22 protein-coding genes are annotated in these 23662 nt (G+C 70.5%); 10 read left to right on the forward strand and 12 right to left on the reverse strand.

What is annotated here, in order from left to right; genetic code table 11:
* Positions 1-79 precede the first annotated feature (79 nt).
* From KAK06_RS01165 to KAK06_RS01190, 6 genes are all read right to left on the reverse strand, one after another.
* Positions 80-577, reverse strand: coding sequence for an OmpA family protein (locus KAK06_RS01165; protein WP_210799853.1), 498 nt, complete (start codon positions 575-577; stop codon positions 80-82).
* A 66-nt stretch (positions 578-643) separates the two neighbouring features.
* The gene (locus KAK06_RS01170) at positions 644-3334 is read right to left on the reverse strand and encodes a bifunctional acetate--CoA ligase family protein/GNAT family N-acetyltransferase (protein ID WP_210800159.1); all 2691 of its coding nucleotides are present in this window, start codon (positions 3332-3334) and stop codon (positions 644-646) included.
* Positions 3335-3435: 101 nt separating this feature from the next.
* The gene (locus tag KAK06_RS01175) at positions 3436-4209 is read right to left on the reverse strand and encodes an HvfC/BufC N-terminal domain-containing protein (RefSeq protein ID WP_210799855.1); all 774 of its coding nucleotides are present in this window, start codon (positions 4207-4209) and stop codon (positions 3436-3438) included.
* A complete protein-coding gene (gene bufB, locus KAK06_RS01180; protein WP_210799856.1) occupies positions 4206-5042 on the reverse strand; it encodes an MNIO family bufferin maturase in 837 nt (278 codons plus the stop codon). Before bufB ends, KAK06_RS01175 begins: the two co-directional genes overlap by 4 nt.
* A gap of 10 nt (positions 5043-5052) precedes the next feature.
* Positions 5053-5319 (reverse strand): BufA2 family periplasmic bufferin-type metallophore, encoded by a 267-nt coding sequence (gene bufA2 / locus KAK06_RS01185; RefSeq protein WP_247652570.1) that lies wholly within the window; start codon positions 5317-5319, stop codon positions 5053-5055.
* 90 nt (positions 5320-5409) lie between these two features.
* Positions 5410-6531, reverse strand: a complete 1122-nt coding sequence (locus KAK06_RS01190) for an aromatic ring-hydroxylating oxygenase subunit alpha (RefSeq protein ID WP_210799859.1) — start codon at positions 6529-6531, stop codon at positions 5410-5412.
* A gap of 226 nt (positions 6532-6757) precedes the next feature.
* Here KAK06_RS01190 and xseB point away from each other — a divergent pair, with 226 nt between their 5' ends.
* The 6 genes from xseB (at position 6758) to KAK06_RS01220 (ending at position 12708) form a co-directional block, all read left to right on the forward strand.
* Positions 6758-7000, forward strand: a complete 243-nt coding sequence (gene xseB, locus KAK06_RS01195) for an exodeoxyribonuclease VII small subunit (protein ID WP_210799861.1) — start codon at positions 6758-6760, stop codon at positions 6998-7000.
* A complete protein-coding gene (locus tag KAK06_RS01200) occupies positions 6997-7884 on the forward strand; it encodes a polyprenyl synthetase family protein (protein ID WP_210799862.1) in 888 nt (295 codons plus the stop codon). The genes xseB and KAK06_RS01200 overlap by 4 nt, the downstream gene beginning before the upstream one ends.
* Before the next feature lie 8 nt (positions 7885-7892).
* Complete coding sequence (gene dxs, locus KAK06_RS01205; RefSeq protein ID WP_210799864.1) at positions 7893-9818, forward strand: 1-deoxy-D-xylulose-5-phosphate synthase; 1926 nt, start codon at positions 7893-7895, stop codon at positions 9816-9818.
* An 89-nt stretch (positions 9819-9907) separates the two neighbouring features.
* The gene (folE2, locus tag KAK06_RS01210) at positions 9908-10708 is read left to right on the forward strand and encodes a GTP cyclohydrolase FolE2 (RefSeq protein ID WP_210799866.1); all 801 of its coding nucleotides are present in this window, start codon (positions 9908-9910) and stop codon (positions 10706-10708) included.
* A gap of 118 nt (positions 10709-10826) precedes the next feature.
* Positions 10827-11648: an intradiol ring-cleavage dioxygenase gene (locus tag KAK06_RS01215; RefSeq protein WP_247652571.1), complete on the forward strand. Its 822-nt coding sequence runs from the start codon at positions 10827-10829 to the stop codon at positions 11646-11648.
* Between the two features lie 28 nt (positions 11649-11676).
* The gene (locus KAK06_RS01220; protein ID WP_210799869.1) at positions 11677-12708 is read left to right on the forward strand and encodes an NAD(P)H-dependent flavin oxidoreductase; all 1032 of its coding nucleotides are present in this window, start codon (positions 11677-11679) and stop codon (positions 12706-12708) included.
* Here the strand turns inward: KAK06_RS01220 and KAK06_RS01225 are convergent, their stop codons facing one another.
* Together KAK06_RS01225 and KAK06_RS01230 are read right to left on the reverse strand one after the other, a co-directional pair.
* Entirely contained in the window at positions 12709-13890 is a 1182-nt protein-coding gene (locus tag KAK06_RS01225; protein ID WP_210799871.1) for a CaiB/BaiF CoA transferase family protein, read from the reverse strand.
* Complete coding sequence (locus KAK06_RS01230) at positions 13887-14837, reverse strand: hydroxymethylglutaryl-CoA lyase (protein WP_210799873.1); 951 nt, start codon at positions 14835-14837, stop codon at positions 13887-13889. Before KAK06_RS01230 ends, KAK06_RS01225 begins: the two co-directional genes overlap by 4 nt.
* A gap of 41 nt (positions 14838-14878) precedes the next feature.
* Between KAK06_RS01230 and KAK06_RS01235 the strand changes: the two genes are divergently transcribed.
* Positions 14879-15586, forward strand: coding sequence for an IclR family transcriptional regulator (locus KAK06_RS01235; protein WP_210799874.1), 708 nt, complete (start codon positions 14879-14881; stop codon positions 15584-15586).
* 73 nt (positions 15587-15659) lie between these two features.
* Positions 15660-16235: a hypothetical protein gene (locus KAK06_RS01240; RefSeq protein WP_210799876.1), complete on the forward strand. Its 576-nt coding sequence runs from the start codon at positions 15660-15662 to the stop codon at positions 16233-16235.
* An 86-nt stretch (positions 16236-16321) separates the two neighbouring features.
* Here KAK06_RS01240 and KAK06_RS01245 read toward each other — a convergent pair whose 3' ends face one another.
* The 3 genes from KAK06_RS01245 to panB all read right to left on the reverse strand — a co-directional run bounded on the left by KAK06_RS01245 (position 16322) and on the right by panB (position 19743).
* Complete coding sequence (locus KAK06_RS01245; protein WP_210799878.1) at positions 16322-17911, reverse strand: DUF4139 domain-containing protein; 1590 nt, start codon at positions 17909-17911, stop codon at positions 16322-16324.
* Between the two features lie 90 nt (positions 17912-18001).
* Positions 18002-18841 (reverse strand): pantoate--beta-alanine ligase, encoded by an 840-nt coding sequence (gene panC, locus KAK06_RS01250; protein WP_210799880.1) that lies wholly within the window; start codon positions 18839-18841, stop codon positions 18002-18004.
* Positions 18842-18846: 5 nt separating this feature from the next.
* Entirely contained in the window at positions 18847-19743 is an 897-nt protein-coding gene (gene panB / locus KAK06_RS01255; protein ID WP_375140869.1) for a 3-methyl-2-oxobutanoate hydroxymethyltransferase, read from the reverse strand.
* Positions 19744-19843: 100 nt separating this feature from the next.
* On the opposite strand from panB, the gene KAK06_RS01260 reads away from it, so the two are divergent.
* Together KAK06_RS01260 and KAK06_RS01265 are read left to right on the forward strand one after the other, a co-directional pair.
* The gene (locus KAK06_RS01260; protein ID WP_210799883.1) at positions 19844-21208 is read left to right on the forward strand and encodes a TrpB-like pyridoxal phosphate-dependent enzyme; all 1365 of its coding nucleotides are present in this window, start codon (positions 19844-19846) and stop codon (positions 21206-21208) included.
* 73 nt (positions 21209-21281) lie between these two features.
* Positions 21282-22322: an isocitrate/isopropylmalate dehydrogenase family protein gene (locus KAK06_RS01265; protein ID WP_210799885.1), complete on the forward strand. Its 1041-nt coding sequence runs from the start codon at positions 21282-21284 to the stop codon at positions 22320-22322.
* 21 nt (positions 22323-22343) lie between these two features.
* Here KAK06_RS01265 and KAK06_RS01270 read toward each other — a convergent pair whose 3' ends face one another.
* Positions 22344-23654, reverse strand: a complete 1311-nt coding sequence (locus KAK06_RS01270; protein ID WP_247652572.1) for an NAD(P)-binding domain-containing protein — start codon at positions 23652-23654, stop codon at positions 22344-22346.
* Positions 23655-23662 lie beyond the last annotated feature (8 nt).

Consider the following 23662-nt stretch of genomic DNA (forward strand, 5'->3'; position numbering starts at 1 on the left):
CAGAAGACGAAAAAGCCGCCCGGGCGGGCGGCTTCGCGATGGTAGCGGGTCTGACTGACCCGCGACGATCAGGGCTGTGTCAGTCGACCAGGCGGATCTCGACGCGGCGGGCCTGGTCGGCGGTGCCGTCACCGGTGGTGGACTCGGGCTTGCGCAGGCCGATGCGGGCGGCATCGATGCCGCCGGCCACCAGCGCGGCGCGCACGGCCTTGGCGCGGTTCTTGGCCAGCTCGGCGTTCTTGGCGGGGTCGCCGCTGGCGTCATGGAAGCCCGACAGCACCAGCTTCTTGCCCGCGGCCGCAGTGGCGGCAGCCTGGGCCTTGGCGATCTCGGCGGCGGCCTCGGCGGGCAGCTCGGCCGAGCCGACAGCGAAGAACAGCGTGCCGGCCAGTTCGCCGCTCAGCGGGCCGTCGATCAGGGCGTCGTCAGTTGCCACGGCTGCGGCAGGCGCGGGTGCGGCCGACTTGTGCAACTGGCGCAGAGCCAGGCCGCCGATCAGGCCGAACAGCAGCAGCGTGATGATGCCAATCGTGGTCCAGACGCCTACACGGGCGCCGTCGTCGATGTCGTCGAGCATGGGTGTCCTCCGGGGATATTCGTTCGGGTCAACCCCGGATTCTAGGCGGCCCGCATCGCTGCTCCCTTACAGCGTCTTGGTGCAGAGCTTGAAGTCGGCATCCTCGGCAAAGGGCTTGATCTGGAAGCCCAGGCTGCGCATCAGGCGCAGCATGCCGTCGTTGTTGGCCAGCACCAGGCCTTCAATCTCGGCCAGGCCCTTGGTGCGGGCGACGTCCATGATGCTGAGCATCAGGCGCGATCCCAGGCCCTGGCCGGCGTAGCCATCCGACACCACCAGCGAGAACTCGCAGCTGGTCTGGTCGGGGTTGGTGATGTAGCGCGAGACGCCGATGATCTGCTCGGTCTCCACGAAGCTGCCGTCGTCCTGCAGCACGCGGTCGGTGTGCACGGCGACCAGCGCCATCTCGCGGTCGTAGTCGATCAGCGTGTAGCGCGCCAGCATCTTGGCCGGCAGCTCCTGCATCGAGCTGACGAAGCGGAAGTAGCGGCTCTCGGGCGACAGGCTCTTGACCAGGGCCTGCAGCATCTCGGCGTCGTCGGGCTGGATCGGGCGGATGGTGTAGAGGCCGCCACCCTTCATCGGCCACTCGCGCTCCAGGCCGGCCGGGTAGGGCAGGATGGCCAGGTGGTGGAAGGCCTGGTTCTGCGGACCGGCATGCTCGATCACCACGCGGGCGTCCACCGCCACCGCGCCGTCCTCGTCGACGATGATCGGGTTGATGTCCATTTCCTGCAGCTGGGGCAGGGCGCAGACCATCTCGGACAGGCGCAGCAGCACCTGCTCGAGCGACTCGATGTTCACCGGTGGCGCACCGCGCCAGTGGCCCAGGGTCTCGGCCACGCGGGCGCGCTCGATCAGCCGGCGCGCCAGGAACTGGTTCAGCGGTGGCAGCTCCATCGCCTGGTCGTTGATCAGCTCGATCATCGTGCCGCCGGCGCCGAAGGTGATCACCGGGCCGAAAGGGTCGTCGGTGGTCAGGCCGATGTAGAGCTCGCGCCCGCGCGGCTTGCCGCTCATCGGCTGGATCGTCACGCCATTGATGCGCGCGCCGGGCTTGGCCTTGGCCACCCGGGCCAGCATGTCGTTGAAGGTGTCGCGCACCTGGGTGGCGGTCATCACGCCCAGCGCCACGCCCTGCACGTCGGACTTGTGGCTGATGTCGGGCGAGTCGATCTTCAATGCCACCGGGTAGCCCAGCTGGCTGGCGATCAGCATCGCCTCGTTGGCGGTGCGGGCCAGCATGGTGCGGGTGACCGGGATGTGGAAGGCGGCCAGCAGGGCCTTGGACTCCATCTCGGTCAGCACGCGGCGGCGCTCGGCCAGCACGCCCTCGATCAGCAGGCGCGCGCCTTCGGTGTCGGGCGTGGCCAGCGTGGACAGCGGCGGTGGCGTCTGCGTCAGCAGCTGCTGGTTCTGGTAGAAACTGGCGATGTTGCCGAAGGCGTCCACCGCGGCCTCGGGGGTGCGGAAACTGGGCAGCGGCTTGGCGTTGAGCAGCTCGCGCGCCGGACGCACGCTGTCGTCACCCATCCAGCAGGCCACCACCGGCTTGCCCAGTCGGGCCGAGCCGTCGATCACCGCCTGGGCGATGACCACCGGGTCAGCACCGGGATAGCAGGCTGGCTTGGGGGCGTAGATGGCCAGCACGCCATCGACGCCGCTGTCCTTGCCGCAAGCCTCGACGGCGGCTTTGTAATGGGCCTCGGTGGCGTCCTCGCCCAGGTCCAGCACCTGGTTCAGCGAGGCGCTGGGCGACAGCAGCGGCGCCAGGGCGTTGCGGTTCTGGGGATCCAGGCGGGCCACTTCCAGGCCGATGTCGTTGGTCCAGTCGGCGGCCAGCACGCCGGGGCCGCCGCCATTGGTGACGATGGCCAGGCGCTTGCCCACCGGCCGGTAGCGCGAGGCCAGGCAGCGCGCCGCCGAGAACAGCTGCGTGAAGGCGCGCACGCGCACCACGCCAGCGCGGCGCAGCGCGGCTTCGAACACGTCGTCGGCGCCGACGATGGCCGCCGAGTGGGTGAGCGCCGCGGTGGTGCCCGCCGGCATGCGGCCGGCCTTCATCACCACCACCGGCTTGACCGAGGCCGCGGCGCGCAGCGCGCTCATGAAGCGCCGCGCGTGGGTGATGCCCTCCATGTAGACCAGGATGCTGTGGGTGGCGCCGTCGGTGGCCAGGAAGTCCAGCACCTGGGCCAGATCGACCGCGGTGTTGGCGCCCAGCGAGACCACGGTGGAAAAGCCCACCCCGTTGCGCCGCGCCCAGTCCAGGATCGACGAGGTCAGCGCGCCCGACTGCGACACCAGCGCCAGCGGCCCCGGTGCCGCCATCGGCCCCGCCGCACTGGCATTGAGCTTGAGCAGCGGCCGCTGGAAGCCCAGCGAATTGGGGCCCAGCAGGTGCACGCCATGGCGCTTGGCCACCGCATGCAGGTTGGCGCAGGCGGGGCCGGGCAGGTTGGCCGACAGCACCAGCGCGGCGCGGCAGCGGATGCGCCCGGCGATTTCCAGCGCGGCCTCGATCTGCTCGTGCGGCAGCGCGATCACCGCCAGATCGGCCCGGGTGTGCGCCAGGTCCGACAAGGTGCCGGTCATCTCGATGTCGAGGAAGCTGATCTGGCCGCTGAAGCCGTTGTGGGTCAGCTCGGTCAGCAGGGCCCGCGCCATCGGCGCCTGGCTGTCCAGGTCCTCCGGGTTGCCGGCAAAGACAATGATGGATCGGGGCGAGAAGAGCGGCGTGAGGAAATGCTGGTCCACGTCGGCGGCAGGGCCCATCAGGCCCCGGGAGACACGATCCGGTCAGCATACTCCGGTCTAGGGTTAACCAGAGGGGTGCCCCCGTGCCGCCTTGCTGCGGGTCAAGTCAGAACGCCATCGGCCAGCCATTGGTGCAGATGGGCGACCACTTCCGCTGGCGCTGCATCGCCGCAGCGGGCCGCAGCCACCTGGCACAGCGTGCCGATGTCGGTTCCGCCGGCCACCGCCTGCAACAGCGTGGCCTCGTCGTCGCCAACGACACGCCAGTGCCGCGCCAGGCCCTGGCGCCAGACCAGCACCGGGTGGCAATGCGCCGTGGGCAGTTCGGTCTGCGCCTGATCGTCGGCGTGCAGCGCCTGCCACAGCGGCGTGATGTCCCAGTCCAGCCGCAGCAGGCGGACAGCGGGGTGCAGGCGCAGCGGCCACGCCGCCCAGGCCTCGGGCGGCTGCGACCGCAGCGCAGCGGCATCGAGCACCGGGGCATCAGGGTCGTCGAGGACCTGACCCATCGTCCACTCGAAACGGGCCAGGTCGGCCAGCGCGGCAGCATGGGGCCGGTCACTGGACGCGATGAAGTCGGCCAGGCGGTCGCCGAACCAGCGGATCGAGGCGCGCTGGCTGGGGTGGGTGGCCAGGTAGTCGGTGGCCAGCGCGTCAAAGGCCTCGTCGCCCAGCACACGGTGCAGCACCGGGTGGTTGTCGCGCAGCGCCGCGCTCAGGCGGGCACGGTAGGCGTGGCGGTAGATGCCCAGCTGCGGCGCACGGCCGCCCAGCGGGCGCAGCACGGCCAACGCTGGCCTGGGGTCGTCGCTGGTCAGGCCGTGTGCGAAGGCCCGTTGCAGCGTCTCGGACGATGGGGCGGTGACGACGGTCATGCCGGCACCGCTTCGGACAGCGCCGCGCGGGCCACGCGCCGGGCGGTGTCCAGTTCGGCCAGCAGCTCGGGCAGCGGCGGGATGGCGTCGTCGCGCTCGATCATCACCGGCACGGCGCCCAGCCGGCGCACGGTGTGCGCGTACAGGGCCCAGACCGGATCGCTGACCGGGTGGTCGTGGGTGTCGATCGGCCCGTCTTCGGTCATCTGGTGGCCGGCCAGATGCAATTGCGTGACCCGCGTGGGCGGCATGGCGTCGATGAAGGCCTGGGGATCGAAGCCATGGTGCTGGGCGCTGACCCAGACGTTGTTGACGTCCAGCAGGATCTCGCAGTCGGCGCGCTGGGCCACTTCGGCCAGGAAACGGGCCTCGTCCATCTCGTCGGCCTGCCAGCCCACATAGCTGGACACGTTTTCCAGCAGCAGGCGCTGGCCCAGCGCGTCCTGCACCTGGCTGATGCGCTCGACCACGTGGCGCAGCATCGCTTCAGTGTAGGGCAGGGGCAGCAGGTCGTGCAGGTAGCGGTGATCGACACGGCCCCAGCACAGGTGGTCGGAGATCCGGCAGGGCTGGACGCGGTCGATCAGGGCGCGCAGCTCCCGCAGGTAGCTGCGATCGAGCGCCTCGGTGCTGCCGATCGCCAGTGACACGCCATGCATGGCGATCGGGATGTCGCGCCGGATGGCGTCCAGGTGGGCCAGCGGCCGGCCGCCCGGCACCAGGTAGTTCTCCGAGATGATTTCCAGCCAGTCCAACCCCCACTCGCGGGGTGGCCGGGCGCGGAAATCCCCGTAGTGCTCGGTGCGCAGGCCGATGCCGAAGCCGCTGCCCATGGCCTTCGGCTTACTTGGCCGCCATCGGCTTGCCGCCGGCCTTGGTGCAGGCCTCGGCCGACTTGGCATGGGTCCAGCCCTGGCCCTTGCAGCCGTTCATGCCCTTGCACTCGTTGCTGGCCGTCTTGCACTCGGAATGGCCCTTGCAGCTGTTGGCGCCGGCGCACTGCACGCCCTTGTCGCCCGCGGCCTGCGCCGTGGCGGGGGCGCCCAGCGCGAACAGCGCGGCACAGGTGGCGGCCAGCGCGAGCGTGGCGGGGGTCTTGGTGGTGGGCATGAGCATCTCCTGGGAGGTTGAAGGGTTGCCAGGTCTGGCCTGACACCCTTCAGTCGCGCCAGGATCCGCCACCCTGACAGGTGTTTACCCTTACCAGGACGGCCGCCCCATGCCCATCACGCGGCGGTACCACTCGTGGAAGTGCTTCATGCCGGTCTCCATGGGCTGCTGGTAGGGGCCGACCTCGTCGTCGCCACGATCGAACAAGGCCTTGCGGCCGGCGTCCATGCGCTCGCCGATCTCGTCGTCCTCGAGGCAGGTCTCCATGTAGGCGGCGCGCTGGGCCTGGCAGAACTCGGGCTCGAAGGCGGCGATCTCCTCGGGGTAGTAGAACTCCACCACGTTGAGCGTGCGGTCCACGCTGACCGGGTAGAGCGTGGAGACGGTCAGCACCTTCGGATACCACTCGATCATGATGTTCGGGTAGTAGGTCAGCCAGATCGCGCCCTGCTCGGGCAACTGGCCGTCGTGCACGCGCAGCACCTCGTCGCGCCAGCGGGCGTAGGTGGGCGAGCCGGTCTGGCGCAGCTGGTCGTGCAGACCGACCGTCTGCACCGAGTGATGGCTGCCGAACTCCCAGCGCAGGTCATCGCAGGTGACGAAGCGCCCCAGGCCGGGGTGGAAGGGGCCGACGTGGTAGTCCTCCAGGTAGACCTCGATGAAGGTCTTCCAGTTGTAGCGGCACTCGTGCATCTCGACGTGGTCAAGCACATAGCCGGAGAAGTCCAGCGCCGCGCGCGGGCCCAGGCCGGCCAGGTCGGCAGCGATGTCGCGACCGTTGTCCTCGAAGACCATGCCGTTCCAGGTGCGCACCTTGTAGTTGTTCAGGTGCAGGCAGGGGTCGTGGTCGAAGTGCGGCGCACCGATCAGCTGGCCATGCAGGTCATAGGTCCAGCGGTGCAGCGGGCAGACCACGCTGTGGCGCGTGTTGCCCCGCCCCTTGAGCATGATGGCCTGGCGGTGGCGGCAAACGTTGGAGACCAGCTCCACCCCCTTGGGGGTGCGCACCAGCATCCGGCCTTCGCCTTCCTGCGGCAGGGCGTAGTAATCGCCCACATTTGGCACCGCCAGCTCATGGCTGAGGTACCGAGGACCGTGCTGAAAGATCAGCGCTTGTTCGCGGCGGAACAGGTCCTCATCGAAATAGGTGAAAACAGAGAGTTGAGAGCGCGTGCGCTCCAGAGCTTCCAGCGTAGTGCTCAGGTCCGACATGATCCCCAGGATCTCCAAGTGTCAGTGAACCCCCCGCCCGGTGGCCCCGCGGGCGGGATTGTCGAAGGTGATGAAGAAGGTGCTTGCCGCCGGCACTGCCCGCGGGGGCGCCGATTCTACCCGCGCGGTGTGAACCGGTCTGCAGGGGTTGTTGCGCTGCAGCGCCGTGTCAGCCCCGTGTGGTGTGCGCCCAACTACAATCACGGTTTGCACTGCTCTTGACTTCATGCCGCGTTCCAGCCCCAAGGCCGACCCGGGTCAGCCCGCCAGCTACGAGGAGGCCCTGGCCGAACTCGACGGCCTGATCGCGGCCATGGAAGGTGGACAACTGCCGCTGGACCGCTTGCTGGGCAGCTACCAGCGCGCTGCCGTGCTGCTTGAGTTCTGCCGCGGCCGCCTGGAGGCCGTGGAGCAGCAGGTCAAGGTCTTGGAGGACGGGCAGCTCAAGCCCTGGACGAACAACCCATGAAGATCGACGACTGCGAGGCCTGGGCTCGCCACCAATTGGCAGAGGTCGAGGCGGCCATTGACAACCTGGTGCCGGCCGCGGCGCCGGCCGGCCTGGGCCTGGCCATGCGCTACGCCGTGCTGGACGGCGGCAAGCGCCTGCGTCCGCTGCTGGTGCTGGCGGCGGCCGAAGCCGTGCAGGGCGAAGCCCTGGCGGCGATGCGCTCGGCGGTGGCCGTGGAGCTGATCCACGCCTACTCGCTGGTCCACGACGACATGCCCTGCATGGACGACGACGCCTTGCGCCGCGGCAAGCCCACCACCCACGTGGCCTACGGCGAGGCCCAGGCCATGCTGGCAGGTGACGCGATGCAGGCCCTGGCCTTTGAAGTCCTGACCCCTGATGAGGGCATCGAGCCCGCGCTGCAGGCCCGTCTGGTGCGCCTGCTGGCCCGCGCGTCGGGCTCGGCCGGCATGGCTGGCGGCCAGGCCATCGATCTGGCCAGTGTTGGCAAGCCGCTGGACGAATCCCAGCTGCGTGACATGCATCGCCGCAAGACCGGTGCCTTGCTGCAGGCCAGCGTGCTGATGGGCGCGGCCTGCGGCCGCACCAGTGCCGACGCCTGGGCCGCACTGGCCGAATACGGCGATGCGATCGGCCTGGCCTTCCAGGTGGTCGACGACATCCTTGACTGCACCCAGGACTCCGAAGTGCTGGGCAAGACGGCCGGCAAGGACCAGGACGCCAACAAGCCGACCTATGTCTCGACGCTGGGCCTGGAGCGTGCCCAGGCCTACGCCATCGCCCTGCGCGACCAGGCCCAGTCCGCCCTGACCCGTGCCGGTCTGCCCGCGCCGGCCCGCCTGGCCTGGCTGGCCGACCGCCTGGTCGAGCGCAACAACTGAACCGCACCATGCCTCAACCGCCCGTTCCCGCCGCACTGCTGGCCAGCATCGACAGCCCGGCCGATCTGCGCCGGCTAGGCCGCTCGCAGCTCAGCACGCTGGCCGATGAGCTGCGCCAGTTCGTGCTGGACAGTGTCAGCCGCACCGGTGGCCACCTGTCGTCCAACCTGGGCACCGTGGAGCTGTCGATCGCGCTGCACTACGTGTACAGCACGCCGCACGACCGCATCGTCTGGGACGTGGGGCACCAGAGCTACCCGCACAAGATCCTCACCGGCCGCCGTGAGGCCATGGCCACGCTCAAGCAACTGGGCGGCATCAGTGGCTTCCCTCGGCGCGCTGAAAGCGACTACGACACCTTTGGCACGGGCCATTCGTCCACCAGCATCTCGGCCGCGCTGGGCATGGCCCATGCCGCTCGCCTGAAAGGTGAGCAGCGCCACTGTGTGGCAGTGATCGGTGACGGCGCACTGACCGGTGGCATGGCCTTCGAGGCGCTGAACCACGGCGGCTTCGCCGGTGGCGCCGGCCTGCCTGATGTGCTGGTCATCCTGAACGACAACGACATGTCGATCTCGCCGCCGGTGGGGGCGCTGAACCGCTACCTGGCGCGCCTGATGAGCGGCAAGTTCTACGCCGCTGCCCGCGAGAGCGCCAAGAGCGTGCTCAAGCACACGCCGCTGTACGAGTTCGCCAAGCGCTTCGAGGAGCACACCAAGGGCATGGTCGTGCCCGGCACGATCTTCGAGGAATTCGGCTTCAACTACGTGGGCCCGATCGACGGCCACGACCTGAATTCGCTGATCCCCACGCTCGAGAACCTGCGCGACGCCAAAGGCCCGCAGTTCCTGCACATCGTCACCAAGAAGGGCTACGGCTACGAACTGGCCGAGGCCGACCCGATCAATTACCACGGCCCTGGCAAGTTCGATCCCAAGATCGGTCTGCAAAAGCCGACCACCGTGCCCAAGCCCACCTTCACCCAGGTCTTCGGCCAGTGGCTGTGCGACATGGCAGCGGCCGACTCGCGGCTGGTGGGCATCACCCCGGCGATGCGCGAGGGCTCGGGCATGGTCGAGTTCGAGCGCCGCTTCCCCACGCGCTACCACGACGTGGGCATTGCCGAGCAGCATGCGGTGACCTTTGCCGCTGGCCTGGCCTGCGAAGGCCTGAAGCCGGTGGTGGCGATCTACTCCACCTTCCTGCAGCGCGGCTACGACCAGCTGATCCACGACGTGGCGCTGCAGAAGTTGCCGGTGGTCTTCGCCCTGGACCGCGCCGGCCTGGTGGGCGCCGACGGCGCCACCCATGCGGGCGCCTACGACATCGCTTACCTGCGCTGCGTGCCCAATATGAGCGTGCTGACGCCGGCCGATGAACGCGAATGCCGCCGCGCACTGACCACCGCCTTCCACCAGGACCACCCGGTGGCTGTGCGCTATCCGCGCGGCAGCGGTGCTGGCGTGGCCATTGAGCCGCAGCTGGACCAACTGCCCTGGGGCCAGGGCGAGCTGCGCCGCGAAGGCCGGCGCATCGCCATCCTGGCCTTTGGCACGCTGCTCTACCCGGCGCTGGAGGCGGCCGACAAGCTCGACGCCACGGTGGCCAATATGCGCTTTGCCAAGCCGCTGGATCGCGACCTGGTGCTGCGGCTTGCGCGCAGCCACGATGCGCTGGTCACGCTCGAGGAAGGCTGTGTGGCCGGCGGAGCGGGCGCCGCCGTGCTGGAGACCCTGGCCGCCGAGGGTGTGGTCGTGCCGGTGCTGAACCTGGGCCTGCCCGACGAGTTCATCGAGCACGGCGACCCGGCCAAGCTGCTGTCGATGTGCGGTCTGGATGCCGCCGGCATCGAGCGAGCCATCGTGCAGCGCTTCGGCGCCACACCGCTGGCCCTGGTCAAGCCGGCCGAAACCGAGCGCACTGCCGCGGCCTGACACATTTTTTCGAACGCGGCGATCAACCCTTTCAAGCACCACGGGGCCGCCGAAGTGGCATGCTGCAGGCCTGCCGACCCTGACCGTCCATGAATCAGCTGACCGACGCCCTGCATATTCCCGACACCCAGAGTGAGCGCGATGAGCGCCGCCTGGCGATCCAGCGCGTGGGTGTCAAGGATGTGCGCTATCCCCTGAGCCTGCGCGTGGCTGGCCAGGTGCAGCAGAGCGCTGCGCTGTGGAACCTCGACGTGGCCTTGCCTGCCGACCAAAAGGGCACGCACATGTCGCGTTTCGTGGCCTGGCTCGAGGAGCAGCAGGCTCCGCTGGACGCCGCCACGCTGAAGCTGCAGCTCGACGCCATGCTCGACAAGCTGCACGCCCAGGAGGGCCGCGTCGAGGCGCGCTTTTCGTTCTTCCTGCGCAAACGTGCGCCGGTGTCGGGTGTGCAAAGCCTGCTCGACTACGCGGGAGCCTGGGTCGCCGAGCGCCGCGACGGCCGCACGGCCATCTGGGCCGAGGTGGGGGTGCCGGTCAAGAGCCTGTGCCCCTGCTCCAAGGAGATCTCCGACTACGGTGCCCACAACCAGCGCTCGCTGGTGACCATCCGCGTGGAGCTGCGCGACCCGCTGGCTCGACCCATCGAGTGGCATGAGCTGGTGCGCTTCGCCGAGGAGTCGGCCTCCAGCGAGATCTGGCCGATGCTCAAACGCGCTGACGAAAAGTGGATCACCGAGCGCGCCTACGAGAACCCGAAGTTCGTCGAGGACCTGGTGCGCGATGTCGCGCTGCGCCTGAACGCCGACGAGCGCATTGGCCGCTACCGGGTGGATGTCGAGAACTTCGAGTCGATCCACAACCACTCGGCCTGGGCGCGCATCGAGCGCTGAGTCTCGCCCGCTTTGCCGGGCACCATCATCGCGCAACAGTCGCGAAACCTGGCGGCAGCAGCATGAAGACCTGTCTTCTTCATCTGCCACCACCATGCCCGCGAACCTCGATGCCCTCTTGTCCAGCCAAGCCGCCCGCCGCCGCGCGTTGGGCCTGATCGCCACCGGCTTCGCGCCGCTGGGCCTGTGGAGCTGCGGTGGCGGCACCGACGCGGGCAGCGACAGCAGCTCGTCGACCACCGACACCTCTAGCAGCACCGACAGCTCGGGCAGCACCGACAGCGGGACCTGCAGCACCATCCCCAGCGAGACCGCCGGCCCCTACCCGGGCGACGGCACCAACAGCACCAGCCGTGGCGTGGCCAACGCACTGCTGCTGAGCGGCATCGTGCGCAGCGACATCCGCAGCAGTGTGGACACGGCGTCCGGCACCGCCGAAGGCGTGCCCTTGACGGTGACGCTCACCCTGGTCAACACCGGCAGCAGTTGCGCGGTGCTGGAAGGCTATGCGGTCTACCTGTGGCATGCCACGCGCGACGGCGAGTATTCGATGTACTCCAGCGCGGTGGCCGGCGAGAACTTTCTGCGTGGCGTGCAGGTCAGCGACGCCAAGGGCCAGGTCACATTCACCACGGTCTTCCCGGGCTGCTACAGCGGCCGTTGGCCCCACATCCACTTCGAGGTCTACCCCAGCCTGGCCTCGGCCACCAGTGGTGCCAACGACGTCAAGACCTCGCAGCTGGCGCTGCCGGCCACCGCCTGCTCGCAGGTCTATGGCGTGGTGGCGGGCTATGACGCCAGCGCCAACAACTTTGCCAACATCTCACTGGCCAGCGACAACGTCTTCGGCAACGACAGCGCGGTGCTGCAGCTCGCCACCGTGACCGGCAACGCCACCGACGGTTTCGTGGCCACGCTGCAGGTGGGCGTCAGCGCCTGAGCGGCCGCGGGCGTGGCAGGATGCCGGCATGACGCTGCTGCATTCCCTCGCCCGACTGCCCCTGATCCAGGCCCCGATGGCGGGCTCGCAAGGCCTGCGCCTGGCGCGCGCCGTGGCCGCCACCGGTGCGATGGGCAGCCTGCCGGCCGGCATGCTGGATGCTGCTGCGCTGACGCGGGCGCTGGCTGAATGGGCGGCGGACCGGCCCGGTGTCTTGAACGTCAACTTCTTCTGCCACCGACCGCCGCCGGACGACCCCCCGCGCCTCGCCCGCTGGCACGCCCGTCTCGCGCCCTATGCCGCCGAGGCCGGCCTGCCGGCGCCCACCGGCATGCCGCGGCCGACGCGACATCCCTTCGACCTGGCCATGGCCCAGGCCCTGGCCAGCGCGCCGCCGCCCATCGTCAGTTTCCACTTTGGCCTGCCCGAGCCGGCGCTGCTGGCGCGGGTGCGCGCGCTGGGTTGCCGGGTGTGGAGCAGCGCCACCACGGTGGATGAGGCGCGCTGGCTGCTGGCCGCCGGTGTCGACGCGCTGATCCTGCAGGGCCTGGAGGCGGGCGGTCACCGCGGCCATTTCCTGCGCGAGGACCTGGATGTGTCGGACCAGGCCGGGTGGCGCGCGCTGCTGGCCGCTGTGAGGCCGCTGGCCGGTGCCACACCGCTGATCGTGGCGGGCGGCATCGCTGACGCCGCTGCGGTGCGCGAGGCGCTGGGCGCTGGCGCCGCCGCGGTGCAGGTGGGCACGGCCTTCCTGCGCTGCCCCGAGGCCGACACCAGCGCAATCCACCGCGCCGCATTGACCGTGGGCGGCGAGACCGCGCTGACGAATCTCTTCTCGGGCCGCCCCGCGCGAGGTCTGCCCAACCGCCTGATGCGCGACGCCGGACCGATCTGTGACGACGCACCGGCGTTTCCGCTGGCCAGTGCCGACCTGGCCCCGCTGCGCGCCTGGGCCGAAGGCCAGGGCCGGGGCGACTTCTCGCCGCTGTGGGCGGGCACCGCCCATGCGCTGGCGCGAGACGAGCCGGCTGCCGCGGTGGTGGCGCGCCTGCTGGCCTGATCAGCCCAGCACGCCGGCCGCGCGCAGGTCGGCGATCTCGCCGTCGCGGTAGCCCAACGCGTGCAGCAGCGCGTCGCCATGCTCGCCCACCTGCGGTGGGTGCAAGCGCAGCGGTGGGCGCTGGCCGTCCAGCGTGAGCGGCAGCAGTGGGGTCAGTGTTTCGCGGCCGTCGGGCAGCGTGACCGGCACCAGGCCGCCACTGGCACGCAGGTGCGGGTCCTGCATCAGCTGGTCCGGGCGGCTGATCGGTGCGAAGGGCAGGCCTTCGCGCTCGAAGACCGCGGCCAGCGCCGACGCGCGCCAGCCTCCCAACGCCTCGCGCAGCGCCGGCATCAGCCAGTCGCGTGACTGCACGCGGCCGTTGTTGGTGGTCAGGCGCGGATCGTCGGCCCAATCGGCGAAGCCAAAGGCGGCGCAGAAGCTGCGCCACTGGCCGTCGCTGACCACGGCCAGGAAGATCTGCTCGCCGTCCTTGACGGTGAAGACGTCGTAGATGCCCCAGGCGCTGATGCGCTGCGGCATCGGTCGCGGGGGTTGGCCGGTCACCGCGAACTGCATCATGTGCTGGGCCACCAGCAGGATGTTGTTCTCGAACAGGGCGCTTTGCACCTGCTGGCCGCGGCCGGTGGTCTCACGGGCCTTGAGTGCGGCCATCGCGCCCAGGGCGCCAAAGAGGCCGCCCATGATGTCATTGACGCTGCTGCCGGCGCGCAGCGGCTGGCCCTCAGGGCCGGTCATGTAGGCCAGGCCGCCCATCATCTGCACCACCTCGTCCAGCGCGGTGCGGTGCTCGTAGGGGCCGGGCAGAAAGCCCTTGTGGGTGACATAGACCAGGCGCGGGTTCAGCGCCGACAGCGCCGCCCAGCCCAGGCCCAGCTTGTCCATCGTGCCGCTGCGGAAGTTCTCGCTGAAGACATCGGCGGTGGCCACCAGTTTCAGCACCACCTCCAGACCGCGCGGGTCCTTCACATCCAGCGCCAGGCTCTTCTTGTTGCGGTTGAAGACCGGGAAGAAGCCGGCACCTGAGCCCAGCAGGCGGCGCGTGGCATCGCCCTCCAGCGGCTCGACCTTGATGACCTCGGCCCCCAGGTCGGCCAGCACCAGGCCGCAGGTCGGGCCCATGACCATGTGGGTGAATTCGACGACCCGGGTGTCGGCGTAGGGCAGGGTGGTGGCGCTCATGTGGGGATCCGGGTGGCGGGGACGAAGCCTTTGGGCACGCCGGCCTCGGCCAGCATGCCGTACAGCGGCTCACCGGGCAGGCCGGCGGCCAGGGGCGCACGGGCGGCGATCAGGCGGTCCAGGTCGATGCCGGTGGCCACGCCCATGGCCTCGAACAGGAACACCAGGTCCTCGGTCACCACATTGCCGCTGGCGCCGGGGGCATAGGGGCAGCCGCCCAGGCCGGCCAGCGAGGCGTCGAAGGTGCGCACGCCCACGTCCCAGGCGGCCAGCGCATTGGCCAGGCCCAGGCCGCGGGTGTTGTGCAGGTGGGCGGCGCCGGCCTTCTGGCCGATCGTCTCGCGCAGCCGGGTGAAGAGGCGCCGCACCTGCGCCGGGTGGGCCATGCCGGTGGTGTCGGACAGGCCGACCTCGTCCACGCCCGCTTCGGCCAGCGCCTCGGCCAGCGCGATCACCTCGTCCTCGGGCACGGGGCCTTGCAGGGTGCAGCCGAAGGCGGTGGACAGGCCCACCTCCACCGCCAGCTGCGGCGCGTGCTCGGCGCGCCAGGCCAGCACGGCGCGCACCTCGTCCAGCATCTGCTGCGGTGTGCGGCGCACATTGGCCAGCGAGTGCGCCGGACTGGCCGAGACCGGCAGCGTGATCTTGTGTACCCCGGCCGCGGCGGCGGCCTGTGCGCCCTGCAGGTTGGGCACCAGGGCCATCACCGTCAGGCCCGGGTGGCGCAGCGCATGGCGCACCAGCTCGGCGGTGTCGGCCAGTTGCGGCAGCAGCTTGGGCGAGACAAAGGAGCCGACCTCGATCTCGCGCAGGCCGGCGGCGGCCAGCGCGTCGATCCAGGCGCACTTGGCGGCCAGCGGCATCGTGGCGCGCACGCTTTGCAGGCCGTCGCGCGGGCCGACCTCACTGATCAGCACCGTGGGCGCTGCACTTGACGAGGCGTTCATTGATTCTGTCTAATAGAACAACGTTCCATTAATTATCGCGCATGCCCCGCTCCGCTGCCCAGCCCTCGGCCACTGACCTGGATCCTGCCCCCGGCGGCGTGGCTGCGGTCGACCGTGCGCTGGGCTTGTTGTGCGCCTTCGAGGACGGCTCGCCCCGGCTGGGCCTGGCCGAGCTGTCGCGTCGAAGCGGCCTGTACAAGAGCACGGTGTTGCGCCTGCTGGCCTCGCTGCTGCACGCCGGCTTTCTGGTGCGCGAGGGCGAGGCCTATGCGCCCGGCCCCACGCTGATGCGCCTGGGCGCCCAGGCCCAGCCCGAGGACGCGCTGGCCGCTGCGGTGCCGCCCGCCTTGCGCGCGCTGGTGGGGGCCACGCGTGAGAGCGCGGCCTTTCATGTGCGCCGCGGCGACCATCGCCTGTGCCTGTACCGCGAGGACTCGCCCCAGCTGCTGCGCGACCACATCCGTGCCGGCGACCTGCTGCCGCTGGACCGCGGCGCCGGTGGGCGGGTGCTGCTGGCCTTTGAAGGCCGCGCCGGCCGCGTCTACGACGCCATCCGGCGCGATGGCGTGGTGGTGATGTCGGGCGACCGGGTGCCCGACCTGACCGGCATCTCTGCGCCGGTCTTCGGCGCTGGCCAGCGCCTGCTGGGCGCCCTGACCCTGACGCTGCCGACCACCCGGCACCAGCCGGGCTTCGTCGGCGCGGTGAGGCACGCGGCGAGCACGCTCAGCGCTCGTCTGGGCGCCTGACAGCCGGATCCAGGGTCGACCTGTCGCAGGCTGGTAGGATCATCTGACGCCAAGTTTCAGCGAAGGGAGAGGGATGAAGCCGACGATGTGTTTCAACCGGCCGCCGCGGTGGCTGTCGATGCTTCCGTGGGTTGCTGCTCTGCTGCTGGCAGGTTGCGCCATTCCAAAGTACCAGCCGCCGGCCGGCGCAGCGATTTCCCAGGTGCGCCTGTACACGACCAGTTCGGCCAATGCGAGCGTGATCATTGGCCAGTTCCCGTTTTGTGGAGGCCGCAAGGTCTACCGAACCGCGCTCCTGGGTGTCGCCAATCTCCTCAGTCAGCCAGAGACTCTCGGCATGCCGTCACCACCAGCGGTGCCTGCATCCCAGATGACCGAGGTGGCAATCGAGACCGGGCGACCCCTGTCGATCCTGGCCAGCAGCATGCAGACCCTGGTGATCAGCCCGTCGGCGCCGGTGTTCGACACCTGTCGTGCGGAAGCCTATTTCGAGCCTCAGGCCGGAGAACGCTACGAAGCCGTATTCGAGCGGCCTGGCACAGGTGTCTGCACGGTGAGTGTTGTGCAGCTGAGGGCTGCCAGCGACGGGACCTGGACCCGGGTGCCTGTGTCAAGCCTGCCCAAGCCGTCGCAGGCCTGTCCGAACTAGCTGCATGCTCCACCCGGCACCAGCCGGGCTTCGTCGGCGCGGTGACGGCGGCCGCCCAGGCGCTGAGCCAGCGCCTGGGCGCCTGATCAGCGCCGCTCGGCCAGCGGCTGGTCCTTGGGCCAGGTGATCTGGTAGTCGGCCTGCAGTGTCCAGCGCTCACCAGCGGCCAGGCGGCGCTGCCAGGCCACCACGCCGGCTTCGTCCTGCCACGCCTGCGTGAGCGGCGCGGGCTCAAAGCGCTTGTCCACCTGCACCCGCTCGTCGGTGCTGACAGGGCTGGACTCAAGCACGCGCAGCTCGATCGGCGTGGCGTGGCGGTTCTCGATCTCGTAGCGGCGCGCCACGCGGCGCTCGCTGCGCTGGCCGATGAAGCCGGTGCTGGCCTGCTGGGCCGGTGGCTGCAGCACCTGCACGCGGATCTTGTCGTCGCGGCCGAAGGGCAGCGACAGCGTGGCCCGCTGGCCCAGGCGCAGCGTGCTGCTGCCCACCGCCTGGCCATCGCGCAGCAGTTGCAGCGGGCCGTCGGGCCAGATGCCGGCGGGCCGTGGCAGCTCGGCCAGCAGCCAGGCACTGGCGTCCTGCGCCGGCACCGCCTGCGCCAGCAGCGTGGCGCTGAAGCGCTGGCGGCCCAGGCTCAGCGCCACCCGCTGCGCGCTACTGCCGATGTCGACCTTGCCGGGCAGCACGAACTCGGTGGCGTACTCGCCCTCCTGCATCTGCACCGCGAAGTCCAGTCCATCGGCCGTCGCCATGGCAGGCGCCGGGGCGGCGGCCGGCGCAGCCTTCAGCCGCATCGACTGGACCGCCACCTCGGCGGCGGGTTCGCGCTCGCGGACAGCCAGCGTCCAGGGGCGCGGCTGCGGGCCGGCGGTGGCGGCGCGCGGCGACCCGGTCGACAGCACCAGGGCCACGCCGCGCCAGTCCTCGCCGCTGCGCTGAAGCACCTGGGCCAGGCGCTCGATCTCGAGAGCACCGCTGGCGCTGTCGAGCTGCGCGCGGTAGGCCGGTGCCCAGGTCGGGCCGGGCACCTGGTAGCGCAGGCGGATCTGGCCATCGCCACTGGCGGCCAGCGCGATGCGCAGCTGACGCACCTCGCCGCCTTGCTGCAGCTGGCGGTCGCGCTCAGCCTGCAGCGGGGCCAGCTCGCGGCGCAGCGCCTCGCGGGCGCGCTCGATGCGGTGCTGCTCGCCAAGCGCCGACTGGCCGGCCTTCTGCAGCGCGGCCACCTGCTGGGCCAGTGATCCGGCCGGTGCACTCTGGCGCGGCGCACTGGCCGGGTCGGCCGGGGCCAGCGCACGCAGATAGCCCAGCGCCAGCGCATGGCCCTCGTGCTCGGCGTCGAGCGCGGCCAGCCGGTCCTCCAGCGCCTTGACCCGTTCGTCCAGCGGCGTGACCTGGCACTGAGGCGCCTGCTCGCGCGGGCGGTTCAGCGCACTGAGCGCGCCGGTGCGTACCGCGGCATCCGCCTCGATGCGCAGCGTGCCCATGTCGAACTGGGCGCTCAGACAGTCCAGCACCAGCTCGCGGCTGCCGGCCGCGACGCGGGCGACACGCTCCACCTCGGCCAGGCCGGGGTAGACGGTGACGCGCTCGATCGGCGCGGTCTGCGCGCCAGCGCTGGCAGCGGCAGCGGCCAGCAGGACCGCGCAGGCACGCGGCCGATGTCTCGGATGCATCTGGACTCCCTGGCCCCGCCGGTGCGGGGCTGGGGCGATGGTATCGCGCGCCTGACGCTCAGCCGCTCAGGCGCTCAGCCGTGAGGGCGCTCAGCACTCCAGGTTGTCGATCAGCCGGGTGCTGCCCAGGCGCGCCGCGCCCAACGCCACCATCGGGATGCGGTTCAGGCGCTCCTCGTCGGTGGGCGGCAGCAGATCGGCGCGGCGGCGCAGCGTGAGGTAGTCGGGCGCCCAGCCCCGGCCGCGCAGCGCGGCAGCGGCGTCGGCTTCGAGCGCCGCCAGTGCGCGGGCGGGGTCATGGGCGCCGGCCGCCAGTTGCTGCAGCACATGCGACAGCTCCACCGCCTCGTTGCGCTCACTGGCGCCCAGGTAGCCGTTGCGCGAGGACAGCGCCAGGCCGTCGTCGGCGCGCACCGTGGGGGCGCCGATGATCTCGATCGGCATCGCGAACTGGCGCACCATGCCGCGGATCACCATCAGCTGCTGGTAGTCCTTCTGGCCGAACACCGCCACCGCGGGCTGCACGCATTGGAAGAGCTTCATCACCACCGTGCACACGCCGGTGAAGAAGCCGGGGCGGAACTCGCCTTCCAGGATGTCGGCCAGCGCCGGCGGTGGAGCCACCTTGTAGGCCTGGGGCTCGGGGTAGAGCTCGCGCTCGGAGGGCGCGAAGACGATGTCGCAGCCCTCGGGCGCCAGCAGCGCGCAGTCGCGCTCCAGCGTGCGGGGGTACTGGTCGAAGTCCTCGTGCGGCAGGAACTGCAGGCGGTTGACGAAGATGCTCGCCACCACCGGGCCGCCGTGGCGCTTCGCCTCGCGCACCAGCGACAGGTGACCCGCGTGCAGGTTGCCCATCGTGGGGACGAAGGCGGTGCGTGCGTGGCCCGCCAGCGCCTCGCGCAGTTCAGCCAGGGTGTGAATGACGCGCATGGGGATCAGAAGCCGTGGATCGATTCGTCGGGGAAGCGCAGCGCCTTGACGTCGTCGACGTAGGTGCGCACCGCATCGCGGATGCCCAGGCCCACCTCGCTGCCGGGCACATGGGTGAAGTCACGCACGAAACGCGGGCGCTTGCCGGGCGTGATGCCCAGCAGGTCGTGCAGCACCAGCACCTGGCCGCTGGTGCTGGCCCCGGCGCCAATGCCGATCGTCAGCAGGCCTGGGTTGTCCTCGGTGATCTGGCGGCCCACGCTGGAGGGCACCAGCTCCAGCACCAGCATCGCGGCGCCGGCCTCGGCCATGGCCTTGGCGTCGGCGCGCAGCACGGCGGCACCGGCGTCGTCGCGGCCCTGCACCCGGAAACCGCCCAGCGCATGCACGCGCTGCGGCGTCAGGCCCAGGTGGGCGCAAACCGGGATGCCGCGCTCGGTGAGGAAACGCACGGTGTCGACCAGCACGCCGCCGCCCTCGAGCTTGACCATCTGCGCCCCGGCACGCATCAGCTTCACCGCCGAGTCGAAGGCCTGCTCGGGCGAGCGCTCATAGGCGCCAAAGGGCAGGTCGGCCACCAGCCAGGCGCTGCGCTTGCCGCGCGCCACGCAGCGGGTGTGGTATTCCATGTCGACCAGGGCCACCGGCACGGTGCTGGTGTCGCCCTGGATCACGTTGCCCAGCGAATCGCCAACCAGCAGGATCTCGACGCCAGCGTCTTCCAGCACGCGCGCGAAGGTGGCGTCGTAGCAGGTCAGCATCGTGAGCTTCTCGCCACGCGCGGCCAGGTCGCGCAGGCGCGGCAGGCTCATCGCTTGACGCGCCGCAGGGGCGGTGGATTCGGCAGGGTGAACACTCATCGTCAGCTCCCTCGGGTCAGGGCAGGATGTTCGGGCAGGCAGCGCGTGCTGCGCCGCAGCACGGCGCGCATTCTGCCCTTAATGCCGAGCGGACCCAATCCGAGCGGCCAATCCCTGCACAACGAACGAGGAGCATGCACCCGTGAGCGACACGATCAAGTACCTGCTGAGCGAAGAGCAGATGCCCAAGGACTGGTACAACCTGGCGGCCGACCTGCCGGTGCCGCTGCCCGCGGTGCTGCACCCCGGCACGCTGCAGCCAGTGGGCCCGGATGACCTGGCGCCGCTGTTCCCGATGGCGCTGATCGGCCAGGAGGTGTCCACCGAGCGCTACATCGAGATCCCCGAGCCGGTACGCCAGGTCTTCCGCCAGTGGCGCCCCAGCCCGCTGCACCGCGCGCGCCGCCTGGAGGAGGCGCTGGGCACGCCGGCCAGGATCTACTACAAGTACGAGGGCGTCAGCCCCGCCGGCTCGCACAAGCCCAACACCGCGATTCCGCAGGCCTGGTACAACCAGCAGGCCGGCATCCGCAAGCTGACCACCGAGACCGGCGCCGGCCAGTGGGGCACCTCGCTGTCCTTTGCCGGCGCGCTGTTCGGCATCGAGGTGCAGGTCTTCCAGGTGCGCGTGTCGTACAACCAGAAGCCCTACCGCCGCGCGGTGATGGAGACCTACGGCGCCACCTGCGTGGCCTCGCCGTCCGAGCTCACCCAGTCGGGCCGCGCCATCCTGGCGCAGCGCCCTGATCATCCGGGCAGCCTGGGCATCGCCATCTCCGAGGCGGTGGAGCTGGCCGCGCAGCGCGAGGACACCAAGTACGCGCTGGGCTCGGTGCTCAACCATGTGCTGCTGCACCAGACCATCATCGGCCAGGAGGCGATCGCCCAGCTGGCCATGGCTGGCGACGACCCCGACGTGGTGGTGGGCTGCACCGGCGGCGGCAGCAACTTCGCCGGCATCGCCTTCCCCTTCATCGGCCTGCAACTGCGGGGCGGGCGCAAGCGCCGCATCGTTGCAGTGGAGCCCGCCGCCTGCCCCAGCCTGACACGCGGCAAGTACGCCTACGACTTCGGCGACACCGCCCACCTGACGCCGCTGACCAAGATGCACACGCTGGGCAGCACCTTCACGCCGCCGGGCTTCCATGCCGGCGGCCTGCGCTACCACGGCATGGCGCCGATGGTCTCGCACTGCAAGGAGCTGGGCCTGATCGAGGCGGTGGCCTACCACCAGAAGGCCTGCTTCGAGGCGGGCGTCACCTTCGCGCGCGCCGAGGGCATCGTGCCGGCCCCCGAGGCCAACCACGCCGTCAAGGGCGCGATCGAAGAGGCGCTGCGCTGCAAGCGCGAGGGCAAGTCCGAGGTGATCCTGTTCAACCTGTGCGGCCACGGCCACTTTGACATGGCGGCCTACTCCGACTACTTCAGCGGCAAGCTGGTGGACCAGGACTACGACGCGGCCGAACTGGCGATGGCGCTGTCCGGCCTGCCCAGCGTGCCGGCCTGAACGGCGCTGACAGCGCGTTGACAACGCGGGGGGTTATCCTCGGCGCATTCCCTGCACTGAGAGGCCCCCCGCGATGTCCGATCCCACCGCCCGCATCCCCGCCACCCTGATTGCCGGCGACGGCATCGGGCCCGAGATCATGGAGGCCACGCTCGCCGCGCTCGATGCGCTGGGTGCGCCCTTCGACTGGGACGCGCAGACCGCCGGCCTGGGAGGTGTGCAGGCCTGCAACGACCCGCTGCCGCCAGCCACGCTGGACAGCATCCGCCGCACCCGGCTGGCCCTGAAGGGCCCGCTGGAGACGCCGGTGGGCGGCGGCTACCGCTCGTCCAACGTGCGCCTGCGCGAGGAGTTCAAGCTCTTCGCCAACCTGCGCCCGGCGCTGACCGTCATCCCCGGCGGCCGCTTCGACAAGATCGACCTGGTCGTGGTGCGCGAAAACCTCGAGGGCCTGTACATCGGCCACGAGCACTACGTGCAGATCGACGGCGACCCGCACGCGGTGGCCATGGCCACCGGCATCAACACCCGCGCCGGTTGCCGTCGCATCCTGGAGTACGCGTTCGAACACGCGATCGCCACCGGCCGCAAGAAGATCACGCTGGTGCACAAGGCCAACATCATGAAGGCGCTGACCGGCATCTTCAAGGAGACCGGCGAGCAGCTCTACGAGGAGAAGTACAAGGGCCGCATCGCCTTCGACACCGTGATCGTCGATGCCTGCGCGATGAAGCTGGTGCTCAACCCCTGGCAGTTCGACGTGATCGTCACCACCAACCTGTTCGGCGACATCCTCTCCGACCTGGTGGCGGGCCTGGTGGGCGGCCTGGGCATGGCGCCGGGCGCCAACATCGGCGCCGACGCGGCCATCTTTGAGGCGGTGCACGGCAGCGCGCCGGACATTGCCGGCCAGGGCATCGCCAACCCGGTGGCGCTGATGCTGGCCGCGGCGATGATGCTGGAGCACGTGGGCCACCTCGACAAGGCCCGGCGCCTGCGCCAGGCGATTGATGCCACGCTGAACATCGACAAGGTGCGCACCGGCGACCTGGGCGGCAAGGCCGGCACCGCGGCCTTCACCCAGGCCCTGGTGGCGCGCATCCGCGGCGCCTGAACGCCGACAGCGGCGGTGCCCTCAGGCGCTGCCGTGCTTGGTTTCGAAGCGGATGCCGATCTCTTGCAGCAGCGGGGTGGGCAGCACGCCGCCCGCGCAGACGATCACGGCCTGGTTGTCCAGTGCCCGGGTCTGGCCGTCGGCGCGGCGCAGCAGCACCTGATCGGGCGTGATGCGCTCCACCTGTGAGGCCAGCAGCACCTCAAGGCGGCCGGCCTGCTGCAGCGCCGCCAGCGTGTCGCGGTTCTTGGCCTTGACGCGTGAGAAGGCCTCACCCCGGTAGCTCAGCGTCACCTGGGTGCCGGCCTCGCCGGCCAGCGCGATCGCCGCCTCCAGCGCGCTGTCGCCGCCGCCCACCACCAGCACCGCCTGGCCGGCGTACTGCACCGGGTCGATCAGCCGGTAGGCCACCTTGGGCAGGTCCTCGCCCGGCACCTCCAGCGTGCGCGGCGTGCCGCGCCGGCCGATCGCCAGCAGCACGCTGCGGGCGCGCCAGGCGCGGCTGCCGGTCTGCACCTCGAAGCCGCCGTCGTCCAGCGCCCGCACGCTGGTCATGCGCTGGCCGTAGTGGATCGGCAACTGGTGCTTCAGCGTCACGCCATGCCAGAAGGCCAGCAGGTCCTCCTTGCTGATCTCGTTCATGCGCACCAGTCCGACCAGGGACAGTGTCACCGGTGCCGTCATCGCCACCTTCTGGCGCGGGTAGTGAAAGATCGAGCCACCCAGCGAGCTCTCCTGCTCCAGGATCGCGAAGCGGTGGCCGCGTTCCAGCGCCGCCAGGCCGGCGCTGAGGCCCGCCGGGCCCGCACCGACGATCAACACGTCCAGCTCGTCGGCGTCCACCGCCCGAGGCCGGCCGCGGGCGATGGCCTCCATCGCCTGGCGGCCCTGCTCGGCGGCCTTGCGGATCAGGCCCATGCCGCCCAGCTCGCCAGCGATGAAGATGCCCGGCACATTGGTCTGGAAGTCGGGCTGCAGCAGAGGGATGTCGACGCCGCGCCGCGCGGTGCCGAAGACCAGGCTGATCGCATCAAAGGGGCAGGCTGCGTGGCAGGCGCCGTGGCCGATGCAGGCCGAGGCGTTGATCAGCACCGCCTTGCCGCCGACGATGCCCAGCGCCCCCTCGGGGCAGTTACGCACGCAGGTGCCCGAGCCGATGCAGCGCGCCGGATCCACCACCGGGTGCAGCGTGGCCGGCTCATTTAGGCCAGCCGCAATGCTCTGCGCATGCGCCTGCGCGTCCAGGCGCTGGCGGCGCCGTCGCCAGCCCAGGTGCGCGGCCACGGCCAGCAACAGCACCGCCAGGTAGGGGGCGATCAGACTCAGACCCATGGCGGTGC

Source organism: Ideonella aquatica (assembly GCF_018069755.1).
Taxonomy (GTDB): domain Bacteria; phylum Pseudomonadota; class Gammaproteobacteria; order Burkholderiales; family Burkholderiaceae_C; genus Ideonella; species Ideonella aquatica.

What these genes read in the sequence shown, in the direction of transcription:
- KAK06_RS01230 (WP_210799873.1), bottom strand. Translation starts at nt 14,837, where the DNA reads ATGAACGCCTCGTCAAGTGCAGCGCCCACGGTGCTGATCAGTGAGGTC.
- KAK06_RS01270 (WP_247652572.1), bottom strand. Translation starts at nt 23,654, where the DNA reads ATGGGTCTGAGTCTGATCGCCCCCTACCTGGCGGTGCTGTTGCTGGCC.
- bufA2 (WP_247652570.1), bottom strand. Translation starts at nt 5,319, where the DNA reads ATGCCCACCACCAAGACCCCCGCCACGCTCGCGCTGGCCGCCACCTGT.
- folE2 (WP_210799866.1), top strand. Translation starts at nt 9,908, where the DNA reads ATGAATCAGCTGACCGACGCCCTGCATATTCCCGACACCCAGAGTGAG.
- KAK06_RS01165 (WP_210799853.1), bottom strand. Translation starts at nt 577, where the DNA reads ATGCTCGACGACATCGACGACGGCGCCCGTGTAGGCGTCTGGACCACG.
- xseB (WP_210799861.1), top strand. Translation starts at nt 6,758, where the DNA reads ATGCCGCGTTCCAGCCCCAAGGCCGACCCGGGTCAGCCCGCCAGCTAC.
- KAK06_RS01175 (WP_210799855.1), bottom strand. Translation starts at nt 4,209, where the DNA reads ATGACCGTCGTCACCGCCCCATCGTCCGAGACGCTGCAACGGGCCTTC.
- KAK06_RS01240 (WP_210799876.1), top strand. Translation starts at nt 15,660, where the DNA reads ATGAAGCCGACGATGTGTTTCAACCGGCCGCCGCGGTGGCTGTCGATG.
- KAK06_RS01225 (WP_210799871.1), bottom strand. Translation starts at nt 13,890, where the DNA reads ATGAGCGCCACCACCCTGCCCTACGCCGACACCCGGGTCGTCGAATTC.
- KAK06_RS01235 (WP_210799874.1), top strand. Translation starts at nt 14,879, where the DNA reads ATGCCCCGCTCCGCTGCCCAGCCCTCGGCCACTGACCTGGATCCTGCC.
- dxs (WP_210799864.1), top strand. Translation starts at nt 7,893, where the DNA reads ATGCCTCAACCGCCCGTTCCCGCCGCACTGCTGGCCAGCATCGACAGC.
- panC (WP_210799880.1), bottom strand. Translation starts at nt 18,841, where the DNA reads ATGCGCGTCATTCACACCCTGGCTGAACTGCGCGAGGCGCTGGCGGGC.
- KAK06_RS01265 (WP_210799885.1), top strand. Translation starts at nt 21,282, where the DNA reads ATGTCCGATCCCACCGCCCGCATCCCCGCCACCCTGATTGCCGGCGAC.
- KAK06_RS01220 (WP_210799869.1), top strand. Translation starts at nt 11,677, where the DNA reads ATGACGCTGCTGCATTCCCTCGCCCGACTGCCCCTGATCCAGGCCCCG.
- KAK06_RS01245 (WP_210799878.1), bottom strand. Translation starts at nt 17,911, where the DNA reads ATGCATCCGAGACATCGGCCGCGTGCCTGCGCGGTCCTGCTGGCCGCT.
- KAK06_RS01190 (WP_210799859.1), bottom strand. Translation starts at nt 6,531, where the DNA reads ATGTCGGACCTGAGCACTACGCTGGAAGCTCTGGAGCGCACGCGCTCT.
- KAK06_RS01200 (WP_210799862.1), top strand. Translation starts at nt 6,997, where the DNA reads ATGAAGATCGACGACTGCGAGGCCTGGGCTCGCCACCAATTGGCAGAG.
- bufB (WP_210799856.1), bottom strand. Translation starts at nt 5,042, where the DNA reads ATGGGCAGCGGCTTCGGCATCGGCCTGCGCACCGAGCACTACGGGGAT.